12 protein-coding genes are annotated in these 13858 nt (G+C 65.6%); 3 read left to right on the top strand and 9 right to left on the bottom strand.

Features of this window, described 5'->3' with window-relative positions:
- Position 1: 1 nt before the first annotated feature.
- Positions 2–1750, bottom strand: a complete 1749-nt coding sequence (locus IB275_RS22730) for a bifunctional diguanylate cyclase/phosphodiesterase (RefSeq protein WP_192291321.1) — start codon at positions 1748–1750, stop codon at positions 2–4.
- Positions 1751–1841: 91 nt separating this feature from the next.
- The gene (locus IB275_RS22725) at positions 1842–3920 is read right to left on the bottom strand and encodes a carboxy terminal-processing peptidase (protein ID WP_081520212.1); all 2079 of its coding nucleotides are present in this window, start codon (positions 3918–3920) and stop codon (positions 1842–1844) included.
- Between the two features lie 138 nt (positions 3921–4058).
- On the opposite strand from IB275_RS22725, the gene IB275_RS22720 reads away from it, so the two are divergent.
- Positions 4059–5021 carry an NAD(P)H-quinone oxidoreductase gene (locus IB275_RS22720; protein WP_192209771.1) on the top strand — a complete coding sequence of 321 codons (963 nt, stop codon included), beginning with the start codon at positions 4059–4061 and terminating at the stop codon, positions 5019–5021.
- A gap of 28 nt (positions 5022–5049) precedes the next feature.
- Positions 5050–6216 (top strand): site-2 protease family protein, encoded by a 1167-nt coding sequence (locus IB275_RS22715; protein WP_192291319.1) that lies wholly within the window; start codon positions 5050–5052, stop codon positions 6214–6216.
- A gap of 27 nt (positions 6217–6243) precedes the next feature.
- On the opposite strand, the gene IB275_RS22710 is transcribed toward IB275_RS22715, so the two are convergent.
- The 6 genes from IB275_RS22710 to IB275_RS22685 are packed head-to-tail and all read right to left on the bottom strand — an operon-like array spanning position 6244 to position 11424.
- Positions 6244–6897, bottom strand: coding sequence for an HAD family hydrolase (locus tag IB275_RS22710; protein ID WP_192291317.1), 654 nt, complete (start codon positions 6895–6897; stop codon positions 6244–6246).
- Positions 6897–7892 (bottom strand): ABC transporter ATP-binding protein, encoded by a 996-nt coding sequence (locus IB275_RS22705; protein ID WP_192291315.1) that lies wholly within the window; start codon positions 7890–7892, stop codon positions 6897–6899. The genes IB275_RS22710 and IB275_RS22705 overlap by 1 nt, the downstream gene beginning before the upstream one ends.
- Positions 7889–8677 carry an ABC transporter permease gene (locus IB275_RS22700; RefSeq protein ID WP_045210308.1) on the bottom strand — a complete coding sequence of 263 codons (789 nt, stop codon included), beginning with the start codon at positions 8675–8677 and terminating at the stop codon, positions 7889–7891. The genes IB275_RS22705 and IB275_RS22700 overlap by 4 nt, the downstream gene beginning before the upstream one ends.
- The gene (locus tag IB275_RS22695; protein WP_192291313.1) at positions 8661–9503 is read right to left on the bottom strand and encodes an ABC transporter permease; all 843 of its coding nucleotides are present in this window, start codon (positions 9501–9503) and stop codon (positions 8661–8663) included. Before IB275_RS22695 ends, IB275_RS22700 begins: the two co-directional genes overlap by 17 nt.
- Positions 9500–10309 (bottom strand): alkaline phosphatase family protein, encoded by an 810-nt coding sequence (locus IB275_RS22690; RefSeq protein ID WP_192291311.1) that lies wholly within the window; start codon positions 10307–10309, stop codon positions 9500–9502. Before IB275_RS22690 ends, IB275_RS22695 begins: the two co-directional genes overlap by 4 nt.
- A 56-nt stretch (positions 10310–10365) precedes the next feature.
- The gene (locus tag IB275_RS22685) at positions 10366–11424 is read right to left on the bottom strand and encodes an ABC transporter substrate-binding protein (RefSeq protein WP_081520218.1); all 1059 of its coding nucleotides are present in this window, start codon (positions 11422–11424) and stop codon (positions 10366–10368) included.
- A 331-nt stretch (positions 11425–11755) separates the two neighbouring features.
- On the opposite strand from IB275_RS22685, the gene IB275_RS22680 reads away from it, so the two are divergent.
- Positions 11756–12472 (top strand): UTRA domain-containing protein, encoded by a 717-nt coding sequence (locus IB275_RS22680; protein ID WP_081520219.1) that lies wholly within the window; start codon positions 11756–11758, stop codon positions 12470–12472.
- A gap of 54 nt (positions 12473–12526) precedes the next feature.
- On the opposite strand, the gene IB275_RS22675 is transcribed toward IB275_RS22680, so the two are convergent.
- Positions 12527–13816 carry a M18 family aminopeptidase gene (locus tag IB275_RS22675; RefSeq protein ID WP_081520220.1) on the bottom strand — a complete coding sequence of 430 codons (1290 nt, stop codon included), beginning with the start codon at positions 13814–13816 and terminating at the stop codon, positions 12527–12529.
- Between the last annotated feature and the right edge of the window lie 42 nt (positions 13817–13858).

The raw sequence follows: 13858 nt of genomic DNA, 5'->3' as shown, positions 1-13858 counted from the left end.
TTCACTCGGCCGTGAGGATGTGCAGGCTGTAGCCGGGCATGTTCTTCGCGTGGCGCTTGGCCTCCGAGGCCAGCCCGGCCAACTGGCTGGCATCCAGGCGCTGCCCGGCGCCGCTCTTCACGTGCACCACGCCAATCGACAGTGACAGCAAGGGATATTCCTCGCGCCGCCCCTGGCGGTTGTGCGCGACGAAGCAGCCTGCGTCCAGATGCTCGCGGCTATAGAAGCGCCGGCACTGTCCCTGGAAATCCTCCAGCAGGTGATTGAGGCGTTCGCGCCAGTCCTGCGTGCCCAGCACCAGCATGAAGTCGTCGCCGCCGATGTGGCCGACGAAGTCCCGCGTCGGGTCCACCCGCTCGCCCAGGCACTGCGCCAGGCACAGCAGGACTTCGTCGCCGCGCGCGTAGCCGTAGAGATCGTTGAAGGGCTTGAAGCTGTCGATGTCGACGTAGCACACCACGGCCTCGCGGCCCTGTTGCAGCAGGCGCGCCAGGCACTGCTGGATGGGCACGTTACCCGGCAACAGGGTCAGTGGGTTGGCATGCCGGGCCTGGCGGATCTTCTGCTCGGTAATCAGCTTGAGCACGTCGATCACCCGACCCAGGCCGAGGTAGCGGCCGTTCAGGGTGATGATGAAGTCTTCCTCGATGCGCTGCCGCGCACGACTGGTGAGCAGGCGGCTGACCTGCTGCAGCGACTGGCTACGCTCCACGGCGAGGAAGTCGTCGCTCATCAACCGGCTGATCGGCTTGCGTGCATACAGCTCCGGCGCGAAGGGCTTGAGCAGCGCGTCGGCCAGCGCGTGCCGGTGGACGATGCCTACCGGCTGGTCATCGCGGTCCAGCACGGCCAGGGAGTTCAGGTTGGCCTGGGCGCGGAACGCTTCCAGCACATCGCCGATGGGCGTGCTGTCGGGCACGGCCGGTTGCTCCAGCAGCAGCGGCTCGAGGTCGGATTGATCCTCGGCGAGCAGCGTGCCGGCGTTGTCGACTTCCGGAAGCAGGCCGCGGGCGTCACGCGGCGGTGTTTCGTTGGGTCGGCCGAGCAGGTAGCCCTGCACCAGGTCGACACCCATCTCCGAGAGTACGGCCAGCTCTTCCGGAATCTCGATGCCTTCGGCAATCACCTGGGCGCGGGAGGCATGGGCCATCTTCAGGATCGAGCCGACGAACTCGCGCTTCACCGCATCCAGGTGGATGCCTTCGATGAAGTGGCGGTCGATCTTCACGTAATCGGGGCGTAGTTCGGACCACAGGCGCAGGCTGGAATAGCCGGCGCCCAGGTCGTCCAGGGCAATGGAGAAGCCCATGGCGCGGTAGTGGTGCAGCGCGGTATCGAGGAGGCTGAAGTCTTCGATGGGCGTCTGCTCGGTCAGCTCGATCACCACGTCGCTGGGCGAGATGCCGAAGGTCTGCAGCAACTGCAGTGTGCGGCCGGGCTGGTGGGTCGGTTCCAGCAGGGACTCCGGGGACACGTTGAGGAACAGCTTGCCCTCCAGCTTCAGGTCGCGGAAGCGTGCGCACGCCTTGCGCCGGCAGAGCAGCTCCAGCTGGCTGAGGCGGCCGCTGCTGCGGGCGATGCTGAACAGCGGCAGGGGCGAGTGCAGGGGGCCGTTGGACGGGCCGCGGGTGAGGGCTTCATAGCCCACCAGACGCCTTTCCGAAAGCGACAGGATGGGCTGGAACAGGCAGTGCAGGTCGCCGTGAGCGAGGATCTGGTCCAGCGCGCTCAACTGCTCGGTGACGGTCATGACGGTTCTCGGTGGCTGTAAAAAGCAAAAGGGCCGGTTTCCCGGCCCTGTGCATTTCACGACAGCGTCATGACTGTTTGATTACATCCGATCAGTGTTTGGCGACCTGGGAGTCCAGATTAAGGTAGTCGATCAGGATGTGCCCGGACTCGGTGAGGTAGGCGTCGTCCTGCGGCTTGGTCTTGTCCTCTTCCGGCAGGGCGTTCTCGTCTTCCTTTTTCAGCTCCTTGAGCGGCTCCTGGCCCTTGGATTTGCGCAGGGCATTCTCCATGGCCAACTGGCGGTTCTCGATGCTGGTCTGCTGGGCGCGACGTTTGGCTTCGTTGAGGCTGACAGTCTTCTCCTTCATCAGCTCCTGGGCCAGGGCGAGACGCTCGCGGGCGTAGACGAAGTCCGCGTTGTGCTCGGTGCGCGCGTCGTGACGGGTGCGCAACTGATCGAGGAACGGCTTGAACGGGTCGGCCTGGGCCTTCAGCGCGGGCTTGATGGTGTCCCACGGCATGGAGTCGGGCAGGGCGCTTTCGCCGATTTCCTTGTCGTCGACGATGGACGGGTAGGCGATGTCCGGGATCACGCCCTGGTGCTGGGTGCTCTGGCCGGAGACGCGGTAGAACTTGGCCAGGGTCAGCTTCAGCTCGCCATGATTGAGCGGCTGGATGGTCTGCACGGTGCCCTTGCCGAAGGTCTGGCCACCGACGATGAGCGCGCGGTGGTAGTCCTGCATGGCGCCGGCGAAGATCTCCGAAGCCGAGGCGGACAGGCGGTTGACCAGCACGGTCATCGGGCCGGTGTAGAAGGCCTTGCCCTCGTCATCGTTGAGCACGTCGACACGGCCGTCGCTGTTGCGCACCAGCACGGTCGGACCCTGGTCGATGAACAGGCCGGTCAGCTCGGTGGCTTCCTGCAGGGAGCCGCCGCCGTTGTTGCGCAGGTCAATGACGATGCCGTCGACCTTGTCCTTCTGCAGTTCGGCGATGAGCTTCTTCACGTCGCGGGTGGTGGACTTGTAGTCCGGGTCGCCAGCGCGGTAGGCCTTGAAGTCGAGGTAGAACGCGGGCACGTCGATGATGCCCAGCTTGTAGTTCTTGCCTTCGTGGTCGATGGTGATTTCCGACTTCTTCGCCGCCTGGTCTTCCAGCTTCACCGCCTCGCGGGTGATGGTGACGATCTTGCTGGTCTGGTCGTTCGGCGCGTTGGTGGACGGGATCACTTCCAGGCGGACCTGCGAGCCTTTCGGGCCGCGGATCAGCTTGACCACTTCATCCAGACGCCAGCCGACCACGTCGACCATCTCGCCCTTGCCCTGGGCGACGCCGATGATCTTGTCGGAGGTGGCGATCTGCTTGCTCTTCTCGGCGGGGCCGGCCGGTACCAGGCGCACGACCTTGACGTAGTCGTTGTCGCTCTGCAGCACGGCGCCGATGCCTTCCAGCGAGAGGCTCATGTTGATGTCGAAGTTTTCCGCGCTGTCCGGCGACAGATACTGGGTGTGCGGATCGTAGGTCTGGGCGAAGGCGTTGATGTAGGCCTGGAAGATGTCTTCGCTGCGGGTCTGCTCAAGGCGCATCAGCTGGTTCTTGTAGCGCTTGGTCAGCTGTTCCTGGATGGCCTTGTTGTCCTTGCCGGCGATCTTCAGGCGCAGGACTTCGTCCTTCACCTTCTTGCGCCACAGGTCGTCGAGCGCGGCGCTGTCTTTCGCCCAGGGCGATTTCTCGCGGTCGATTTCCAGCGATTCGTCGGTGTTGAAGTCCATCTTGTCGACGCCCTTGTTCAGGGTGGCCAGGGCGAAGTCCAGGCGCTCCTTCAGGCGGTCGAGGTGACGCTTGTAGATGGTGAAGCCGGGCTCCAGTTCGCCGCTTTTCAGGAAGTCGTCGAACTGGGTGCGCCAGGGCGCGAACTGGTCGATGTCGGCGGCGGTGAAGTACATGCGCGCCGGGTCGAGAGTCTTCAGGTAGCTGTCGTAGATTTTCGCCGAGCGCTCGTCGTTCAGCGGCGGCTTGTTGTAGTGATGGCGCTTGAGCAGCTCAACGATGTTGAGGCTGGCGATCACTTGATCCCGGTCGGGCTGCAGGCCGTCCCAGACGTTCGGGCTGGTGGTCGCCGCGAACGAGGAAAAGGCAGTTGCGCCGAGGATGAACAACAGGGCGGTACGGGGCAAAAATCGCTTCATGCTGATTCGACTGATCGCGGAGTTATGACGCATATTAGGCCTTAATTGGCGGCGCCGGGTTCAATCGCAGGTGAATTCGGCGCGAAGAAAGGGCCCGACCTTACGGATCGGGCCCTGCGAAGTCACTATGGAGGCAGCGTGAACGCATTGCAAGGCATCGAAGGGCGAGTGGAGTGGGCCGAGCGCCCGAACCCGACTTGCGCACAGGGACAGATCCGCATCCAGGTCGCCGCCGCGGGACTCAACCGCGCCGACCTGCTGCAGGTGGCCGGTCTCTACCCACCGCCGCCGGGGGCGAGCGACATCATTGGCCTGGAATGTTCGGGTGTGGTGACCGAGGTCGGCGCGGGCAGCACCTGGCAGGTGGGCGACCGCGTCTGTGCCTTGCTGGCTGGTGGTGGCATGGCCGAGGAAGTGGTGGTGGACGAGCGTCATGCGCTGCCGGTGCCTGCGGGCCTGAGCCTGGCCGAGGCCGCCGCGCTGCCGGAGGTGTACGCCACGGCGTGGCTGAACCTGTTCATGCTCGGTGCGCTGCAGCCCGGTGAGAAAGTCCTGCTGCACGCGGGCGCCAGCGGCGTAGGCTCGGCCGGTATCCAGCTGTGCAAGGCCTTTGGCAGCCCGTGCTGGGTGAGCGTCGGTTCGGCCGACCGTCTCGCCTATTGCGAGGGCCTCGGCGCCGAGGGCGGCGCCCTGCGCGGCGAGAGCCTCGAATCGCTTCGGGATTTCGCTCCCTTCGATGTGATCCTCGACCCTGTTGGGGCGAACTACGCCAAGCTGGACCTGGAAATCCTCGGCCGCGACGGTCGATGGGTGGTCATTGGCCTGATGGGCGGTCGCAAGGCTGAACTGGACCTGGCCCTGCTGCTGGGCAAGCGTGTCCAGCTGATCGGCTCGACCCTGCGTTCGCGCGACGCCGACTACAAGGCGCAGCTGATCGCCGAGCTGGGGCAGAAGGTCTGGCCTCTGTTCGAATCCGGCAAGTTGAGCCCGCAACTGGAGCGCACCTTCCCGGTCCGCGACGCGCAGAGCGCGTTCGATGCCCTGGCGAGCAACCAGGTGCAGGGCAAGGTGGTGGTGCTGATCGACGAAAGCCTGAGCTGATCAGGCGCTTGGCGCAGGGAGCGCAGCCATGAGCGAGACAGGGATGTCGCAAAGCAGGATCGGCAATGCTGCCGGTCTCTGGTCATTGCCCAAGTGGCTCAACACGCCCCTGCGGATGCTGACGGTTATCCTCGGTGGCGCGACGGGCGCGCTGGGCATGGCCCTGAGCATGCTCTCGATGCCCGCCGAGCCGGTGTGGATCGTCCCCGGTCTGCTGCTCGGCTTCGTGGCCATCTACCAGTCCATTTTCGTGCATGAATTCGGACATCTCTTGGGCGCCCGCCTGGGGGGAATGACGGTGATGCGCCTGCGCGTCGGCCGCTGGGATTTCCGCATGCGGCGCCGAGGCTGGACATTCAGCCGGCAGCCGAAGCACCCGCAGAAGCTCGCTGGCTATGTGATGGCTTTCGCCGACCCGCGTGGTCCCTGGCGGCGCCAGCATGTCTGGTTCAACGCCGGGGGGCCGTTGGCGAACCTGCTCGTGGCAGGGCTCGCAGGACTGGTTTCGCTGGCGCTGAAGGACGGCCCTGTGCAGGGCCTCCTGCTCGCGGTGGCGGCGACCAATGCCTGCATGGGCGTCGCCAATCTGTTGCCGGTACAGGGCAAGCTCAGGCAGGTCAGCGATGGCTTGTGGATGCTGCGCTGGTGGCGCGGGATGGATGCGGCGCACCCGCAACTGGCCTTCGCGCGCCTGATGGGGCTGTCCTGCTCGGGGCTGTGTGCGGATCAGATGCCCGAGGCGGAGCTGCAGCTGCTGGAATCCCAGGAGTCACCGATGCCGCTGGTGGCACTCTACATCCGTCTGCGTGCGCTGCAGATCCAGGGCCGCTGGCAGGAGGCCGCCGCGCTGGATTCATCCTTCCAGGTGCAGCGCAATGCACTTCCTGATGCGCTGCAGAAGGTGCTGTACGACATGCTCAGGTTGATCAGCGCCGAGCTGGCATTCGCTCAGGCCGTTGCGTCTGGAAGTGTGCTCGGCCTGTTCGACGAGTTGTTGCCACAGCGCCTGCAGCGCGAGTACGCGAGCATCTGGGCGCGCTGTCTGGCAGTACGCGCTGCGGCGGCGGGGGATCAACAGGAGTTTCGCCACCAGCTTGAGCGAGCAGTGGCCTTTGCCCGGCTATCACCGGATCTCTCGCAGGAGACGGAAGAGCTGCGCATGCAGAAGCATCTGCTGGAGTTGTTGCCGGCCTGACGGTTCAGGCAGACCGGCGCGCCGGGTTCACTTCCAGTTCAGAACGTCCCAGCCCATCTTCTGCGCGTGCTCCAGCAGCACCGGGTCGGCGTTCACCACGTGCGGTTTGCCCACCAGCTTGAGCAGCGGCAGGTCGTTGCGCGAGTCGGAGTAGAAGTGCGCTTCGGCCAGCGGGCTGTCGTCGCCCTCCAGCAGGTCGAGCAGGCGCAGCACCTTGCCTTCGCGGTAGGTCAGCACGCCCTCGGTGCGGCCGGTATAGTGGCCGTTGAGCACTTCCAGGTCGATGGCCAGCACTTCGTCGATGCCGATGCGTTCGGCGATGGGCTGCACCAGGTGCACGCCCGAGGCGGAGATCACCAGCGGACGGTCGCCAGCCTCGCGGTGGCGGGCGAGGCTGGCGCAGGCATCGGTGTGGATCAGGGGCTCGATCACGTCCTCGACGAAGGTTGCCACTTCCCGCTCGATCTCATCCACGCTGCGCCCGGCCATCGGTTCCAGGGCGAAGGCCATGTAGTCCTCCATGGGCAGTTTGCCCTGCGCGTACAGCGCCATCAGTTCGGCGTCGCGCTTGAGGAACGACTCCGCGTCCACCCAGCCGAGATCGGCCATGCGCTGGCTCCACAGGCTCGCGCAGTCGCCGTCGATCAGGGTGTCGTCGAGGTCGAATATCACCAGGGCCATCAGGCCACCTCCCGAATGCTTTCAAGGTCGATTTGCAGGCCGAGCTGGGTGCCGGCCGGGTACAGCCGCTCGGCGCTGCGATTGAGGACGTCCACGGTCAGCTCGACGCCACTGGCGTCGACCCGGTAGCGGATCACGTTGCCCAGCAGGCTGTGGGAGAGTACCCGAACCGGGATGCCTTCGCCCGGCTCCACGCTCAGGCGCAGGGACTCGGGGCGGATCGCCACCTGCTGGCGGAACGGCCGGTCGAGCAGCTTGGTTGCCTGGGCGGCGTCGAGCAGGTTGTAGTTGCCGATGAAACCGGCGGCAAAGGCGTTTTCCGGCGCGGTGTAGAGCGTCTCGGCGTCGCCGCTCTGGACGATGCGCCCGGCGTTCATCAGCACGATGCGGTCGGACAGCGTCAGGGCTTCTTCCTGGTCGTGGGTGACGAACACCGTGGTCAGTTTCAGCTCCTGCTGGATGCGGCGGATCTGCTCGCGCAGGTGCTTGCGGATGCGCGCGTCCAGCGCTGACAGCGGCTCGTCGAGCAGCAGCAGGCGCGGGCGGGTGACCAGCGAGCGGGCCAGGGCGACGCGCTGGCACTGACCGCCGGACAGCTGGTGCGGATAGCGCGCCGCCAGCGGGCCGAGCTCGACCATCTCCAGCGCCTCGCGCACGCGCAGGGTTGACTCCGCAGCCGGCACCTTCTGCATGCGCAGGCCAAAGGCGACGTTCTGCTCCACGGTCATGTTGGGGAACAGCGCGTAGCTCTGGAACACCATGGCGATGCCGCGCTTCTGCGGGCTCCTGGGCACGATGTCCTCGCCGTCCAGCAGGATGCGCCCGCTGTCCACCGCAGTGAGGCCGGCGATGCAGCGCAGCAGGGTGGATTTGCCGCAGCCGCTGGGGCCGAGCAGGGTGACGAACTCACCGCGTTCGGCGGCAAAGTCGATGTCCTGGAATACTGTGGTGCTGCCGTAGCTCTTGTTCAGTGTCTCGACGCTGAGGAAGCTCATGTCTTGTCCTTGTTAAGTCTGTTCGCCGCCCAGGTGAGCAGCAGGACGAAGAGGAAGTAGGAGACCACCACCGCGCTGGTGTAGTGGCCGCTGCTGTTGCGCATGTTGTTGAGGAACACCTGCAGCGTCTCGTAGCGGGTGCCCACCAGCAGGTTGGCGAAGACGAACTCGCCGATGAGGAAGCTGAAGGACAGGAACAGCGCCACCATCAGGCCCTTGCGCAGGTTCGGCAGCACCACCAGCAGGGCGGCCTGCCAGGTGCTGGCGCCGAGCAGGTGGGCGGCGTCCATCAGGTCGTGCAGGTTGATCGCCTGCAGGTTGTTGCTGATCGCCCGGTACATGAAGGGCAGGGCGATGGTGAAGTAGCAGCCGATGAGGATCCACGGCGTGCCGACGATGGGCACCGGGCCCGAGGCGTAGAGCTGCAGCAGGCCGACCGACGACACTACCGGCGGCACCGCGAAGGGCAGCAGGATCAGCACGTTCATCAGCGCGTCCAGGCGCGGGAAGTAGTAGTGGATGACGAACATCAGCGGCAGCACCAGCACCACGCTGAGGATCAGCGCGCCGAAGCACACCAGCAGCGACTGGCCGAAGGCGACGAGGAAGCGCGGGTCGCTCCACAGGGTCAGGAACCACTTCAGGGTCAGCCCGTCCGGCAACACGCTGGCGCTCCACGAGGTGGCCAGTGAGTAGAGCAGGGTGGCGGCCAGCGGCACCAGCAGGATCAGGAACAGCGCATAGACCACCACGCGGTGGTACAGCGGACTAGCGTTTCTCGACATGGTAGCTCCGGCGCAGCAGCCACTGGTGGGCCAGGGTAATGATGCTCATCAGGCCGACCAGCACCATTGCCAGCGCGCTGGCCATGTTCGGGTCGAGGAACACGTCGCCCGAGACCAGCCCGGCGATGCGGATCGGCACCACGTTGAAGTTGCCGGTGGTCAGCGAGTAGACCGTGGCGTAGGCGCCCAGCGCGTTGGCCAGCAGGATGACGAAGGTGCCCAGCAGCGCAGGCGTCAGCACCGGGATGCCGATGTGCCGCCAGAACTCCCACTGGCTGGCGCCCAGCAGCGCGGCGGACTCGCGCCAGTCTTCGCGCAGGGCGTCGAAGGCCGGGTAGAGCAGCATCACCCCCAGAGGAATCTGGAAGTAGGTGTAGAGGATGATCAGGCCGGTCTTCGAATAGAGGTTGAAGTCCTCGATGATCCCCGCCTGTTTCAGCAGCAGCGTGATGGCACCGTTGAAGCCCAGGATGATGATGAAGGCGAAGGCCAGCGGCACACCGGCGAAGTTGCTGGTCATGTTGGCGAAGGCCATCACGAAGTCGCGCAGCTTGCTGTCCACCTGGCGCAGCGAGTAGCTGCCGAGGATGGCGATGGCCAGCCCGATCAGGCTCGACCAGACCGAAATCTCCAGGCTGTAGCGGATCGCCTGCAGGTAGAACGGCGAACCGAAGATTTCGCTGAAGTTGCCCAGGCCCCAGCCGTCGCCGGTGCGCACGCTGTTGATCATCACCCACAGCAGTGGCGCGAGCTGGAAGGCGAAGAAGAACAGCGCGAAGGGCAGCAGGCAGAGCAGGGCGAAGAGTTTTCCGGTGTTCGATCTCATGCCTTGAGCAACTCCCGGCAGACCGGTTTGTCGTGGGCGGCGCCGAGGATCTCGCACAGCGTGCCGCAGAGTTCGATCTGGCGCGGGCGCGCCTGGTCATCGAGGCTGAACGCCTCGCCGAAGACGAACAGTGGCACTTCGCGCTCCTCGGGGAGGATGCCGCCGTGGCTGCGGTCGTCGTTCATGCCGTGGTCGGCGGTGACCATCACCTGGTGGCCGGCGGCCAGCCACTGGTGCAGGTACTCGGAGAGGATGATGTCGACGTGCCGCGCGCTGTTGCGGTACTGCGGCGTGCCCAGGCCATGCTTGTGGCCGGCGTCGTCGATGTTCATCGGGTGCACCAGCAGGCAGTTCGGCGCATGTCGGCGGCGCAGCGACTCGGCATCGGTGAGCAGGTGCGAGTCGGGGTAATGGTCCGTCCAGTAGAAGTGGCCGTGCTGGATCGGCAGGGACTCGTCGTCGGTATGACGGTCGCGCGCTGGGTCGAAGGGCGTGCGGTTGTACAACTCGCTGACCCAGTTGTACGCCGCGGCGGCAGTCGTCAGGCCGGCATCGCGGGCGTAGTGGAACAGGCTGCGCTGGTTGGACAGGCGCGACACGTCGTTGTGCAGAATACCGCTGTCGATGGGGCGCACGCCGGTGAGGATGCATTCGTACAACGGGCGGGACAGCGAAGGCAGCTCGCATTCGAGCCGGTAGAGCTGGCCGCGTCCGGCGTTGCACAGGGCCTGCAGGTGGCCCATGCAGTCGTGGGCGACGCTGTAGTTGAGGCCGTCGAGGACGACCAGGATGACGTCGTGGCGCATGGGCGGGGCCTTCGTTGGAACGCGGCCGCCCCGGTGCGAGCCGGGGCGGCTGGGCGTCATTGCATGTTGATGATGACGTTTTCCTGCCACAGGCGCGGCAGACGCTTGGAGGTCTCTTCCCAGGCCTTGGGGTCCTTGATCGGCTGGGCCTTGGCGTACTGCTCGTTGGGCAGCAGCTTGGCCTTCACGTCATCCGGCAGGGTCAGGTGCTCGGCGCGGATCGGGCGGGCGTTGCCTTTGGCGAGGTTGATCTGCCCGGCGTCGCTGAAGATGTACTCGCGGGCCAGCTTGGCGGCGTTCGGGTTCTTCGCGTACTTGTTGATGATGGTGGTGTAGCCGGAGATCACCGAGCCGTCGGAGGGAATCAGTACCTCGAAGCGCGTCGGGTCGATCTGGTCGCGGTAGCTCAGGCCGTTGAAGTCCCAGACGATGCCGACTTCCACTTCACCCTTCTCCAGGGTGTTGATCACCGGGTTGGTCAGCGACAGACGACCCTGCTTGGCCAGCTGGGCGAAGAACTCCAGGCCCGGCTTGATGTTCTTCTCGTCGCCGCCGTTGGCGATGCTCGCGGCCAGTACGCCGTTGACGGCCTGGGCGGCAGCGCTGACGTCACCGATGGTGACCTTGTACTTGCCCTTGAGCAGGTCGGCCCAGCTGTGCGGCACGTCCTTCACCAGTTGCTTGTTGACGATGAAGGCGATGGTGCCGGTGTAGGCGAGCGCCCAGTGGCCGTCCTTGTCCTTGGCCCATTCCGGGATCTGGTCCCAGGTGCTGGGCTTGTAGGGCTGGCTGACGTCCATCTGCAGGGCAATGGGGCCGAAGGCGGCGCCGACGTCGCCGATGTCGGCGCTGGCGTTCTCTTTCTCGGCCTTGAACTTGGCCAGCTCCTGGGCCGAGCTCATGTCGGTGTCCATGTGCTTGAGGCCGTACTTGCTTTCCAGATCCTTCCAGGTGTCCTTCCAGTTCGCCCAGCTGTCGGGCATGCCCACGCTGTTGACCTGGCCTTCCTTGCGGGCGGCGGCTTCCAGCGATTGCAGATCGGCGGTGGCCGCCATGGCGAGGCCGCTGCCCAAGGCAATGGCCGATCCCAGCAGTGAAGCAAGCAAGCGTTTCATTCGGTGCTCCTTCGGATGACGTTCAGTGTTTTCAAGCGTGGTCTAGATCAGCAAGACGCAGGCCAATCTAAGCGGGGCGGATGACAGTTTGATGTAAGCCCCAGGCGCGCCAGCCCGGCCCTGAGCGGCCGGCGGGTCGTAGGGGAAAAGCGTAGACCATCGCCAATGCCCCGATTCGCCTGGGCTACGCTGGTGTCGTTAACTGGCATGGCGGCTGCTTGAAAAGGCATTGTCACGGGATGGTCATGGGGCTTTCCTAGGATGACCGCACCCCGTCGGGGGAAAGAAATGCCCCGTTCTGGGGCTGGACTAGTCCAAAAGAGGGAATCGAATGCGCGATACGGCGCTACCCACGGTCACGGCGATCTGCCGCGCACTCATCGAACAGATCGACAGCGGCCTGCTCAGCGCCGGCGGCAAGCTGCCGGCCGAACGCAAGCTGAGCGAGCTGTTCGACACCACGCGGATCACCCTGCGCGAGGCGCTGGGGCAACTGGAGGCCCAGGGGCTGATCTACCGCGAGGAGCGTCGTGGCTGGTTCGTCTCGCCGCCGCGGCTGCTGTACAACCCGCTGGTGCGCAGCCACTACCACGCCATGGTGGAAGGGCAGGGCCGGGTGCCGGAAACCGAGGTGCTGTCGGCCCGGCAGATTCCCGCCAGCGCGGCGATCTGCGAGCTGCTGGAGCTGCCGGCGCTGTCCAGCGTCTACCAGGTCCGCCGGCTGCGGCGGGTGGATGGACGGTTGGTGCTCTATGTCGAGCACTACCTCAACCCGGCATACTTCCCCGGCATTCTCGACAGCGACCTGACCTGCTCACTCACCGAGTTGTATGCCAGTCGCTATGACATCCGTTACGGCCGCGTGCGCTTCGACATGGTGCCCACGGCCCTGCACGGCGAGGCAGCCAGCGTGCTGCGCGTCGCCGAGGGCAGCCCGGCGCTGCGCATCACCCGCATCAATGGCGACCAGCATGGGCGCATCATCGATTGTGACCTGGAGTTCTGGCGGCACGACGCCATCCACGTGAGCGTGGAGGTGCCGGATTGATTGCAGGGGCGGAGTGCTGGAAGAAAAACGCCCGGCTTTTGCCGGGCGTTCGGGTCAGGGCAGGTCGGCGCTGTCGTAGAAGGCGCTGAGGACCTTGGCCAGGTAGTGCAGGTCCTGGCTGCCGGCCAGCTCGCGGATCGAGTGCATGGCGAAAGTTGGCAGGCCGATGTCGACCGTGCGCACGCCGATCTGGCTGGCGGTGATCGGGCCGATGGTCGAGCCGCAACCCATGTCGCTGCGGGTCACGAAGCTCTGCACCGGCACTTCGTTTTCCAGGCACAGGTGGCGGAAGAAACCGGCGGTCTCGCTGTTGGTGGCGTAGCGCTGGTTGCTGTTGATCTTGATCACCGGGCCGCCGTTGAGCTTCGGGCCGTGGTTGCCGTCGTGCTTGTCGGCGTAGTTCGGGTGCACGCCGTGGGCGTTGTCGGCGGAAACCAGCAGCGAGCGCTGCACGGTGCGGGTGAAGGCATCGCCCTCGGGCAGCAGGCGGCGCAGCACCTGCTCCAGGAACGGGCCGTCGGCGCCGCAGGCGGAGCAGGAACCCACTTCTTCGTGATCGGTGCAGACCAGCACGCCACTCTGCTCGTCGCTGCTGCCCAGCAGGGCCTGCAAGCCGGCGAAGCAGGACAGCAGGTTGTCCAGGCGGGCGCCGGCAATGAAGGCCTGGTCGAGGCCGATCACGGCGGCGCGCTGGGTGTCGTAGAAGCTCAGCTCGTAATCGAGGATGGCGTCGGCGGTGATGCCGTGCTCCAGCTGCAGCTGTTCACCGAGCAGGTCGCGGAAGTCACGGGTCTCGCCGGCGGCGACCTGGGCGAGGATCGGTGGCAGTTCGGTCTGCGCGTTGATCGACCAGCCCATGTTGGCTTCGCGGTTGAGGTGGATCGCCAGGTTCGGGATCACCGCGATGGGAGCCCTGAAATCGATCAGCTTGCTCTCGACCTTGCCGGCCAGGCGGAAGGTGACGCGGCCGGCCAGGGACAGGTCGCGGTCGAACCAGGGGGCGAACAGCGCGCCGCCATAGACTTCGACGCCCAGCTGCCAGTAGCCGTTGCGCACCAGCTCGGGGTTCGGCTTGACGCGCAGGCAGGGGCTGTCGGTGTGCGCGCCGACCAGGCGCAGGCCGTTCTCCAGCAGGGGCGCAGTGCCGAGCTTGAAGGCGATCAGCGAGGAGTCGTTGCGGGTGACGTAATAGCGACCACCGGCTTCGGTGCGCCAGGCGTCGCGCTCGTCCAGGCGCTGGTAGCCGGCCTCTTCGAGACGAAGGGCGAGAGCCTGGGTGGCGTGGAAGGGAGTGGGGGAGGCCGCGAGGAAATCGATCAGGCCCTGGTTGAGTTCTGTACGCATGGGTAACTCCGGACAGCGAATGGCCGGAAGTTTAACGTAAAT

This window comes from Pseudomonas sp. PDM21, from assembly GCF_014852505.2.
Lineage (GTDB): Bacteria > Pseudomonadota > Gammaproteobacteria > Pseudomonadales > Pseudomonadaceae > Pseudomonas.
This window is presented reverse-complemented; position numbering and strand designations above follow the sequence as displayed.

Coding starts and splice junctions, on each gene's coding strand:
- IB275_RS22690 (WP_192291311.1), bottom strand. CDS start 10,309: ATGCGCCACGACGTCATCCTGGTCGTCCTCGACGGCCTCAACTACAGC.
- IB275_RS22730 (WP_192291321.1), bottom strand. CDS start 1,750: ATGACCGTCACCGAGCAGTTGAGCGCGCTGGACCAGATCCTCGCTCAC.
- IB275_RS22680 (WP_081520219.1), top strand. CDS start 11,756: ATGCGCGATACGGCGCTACCCACGGTCACGGCGATCTGCCGCGCACTC.
- IB275_RS22685 (WP_081520218.1), bottom strand. CDS start 11,424: ATGAAACGCTTGCTTGCTTCACTGCTGGGATCGGCCATTGCCTTGGGC.
- IB275_RS22705 (WP_192291315.1), bottom strand. CDS start 7,892: ATGAGCTTCCTCAGCGTCGAGACACTGAACAAGAGCTACGGCAGCACC.
- IB275_RS22675 (WP_081520220.1), bottom strand. CDS start 13,816: ATGCGTACAGAACTCAACCAGGGCCTGATCGATTTCCTCGCGGCCTCC.
- IB275_RS22710 (WP_192291317.1), bottom strand. CDS start 6,897: ATGGCCCTGGTGATATTCGACCTCGACGACACCCTGATCGACGGCGAC.
- IB275_RS22700 (WP_045210308.1), bottom strand. CDS start 8,677: ATGTCGAGAAACGCTAGTCCGCTGTACCACCGCGTGGTGGTCTATGCG.
- IB275_RS22695 (WP_192291313.1), bottom strand. CDS start 9,503: ATGAGATCGAACACCGGAAAACTCTTCGCCCTGCTCTGCCTGCTGCCC.
- IB275_RS22715 (WP_192291319.1), top strand. CDS start 5,050: ATGAGCGAGACAGGGATGTCGCAAAGCAGGATCGGCAATGCTGCCGGT.
- IB275_RS22725 (WP_081520212.1), bottom strand. CDS start 3,920: ATGAAGCGATTTTTGCCCCGTACCGCCCTGTTGTTCATCCTCGGCGCA.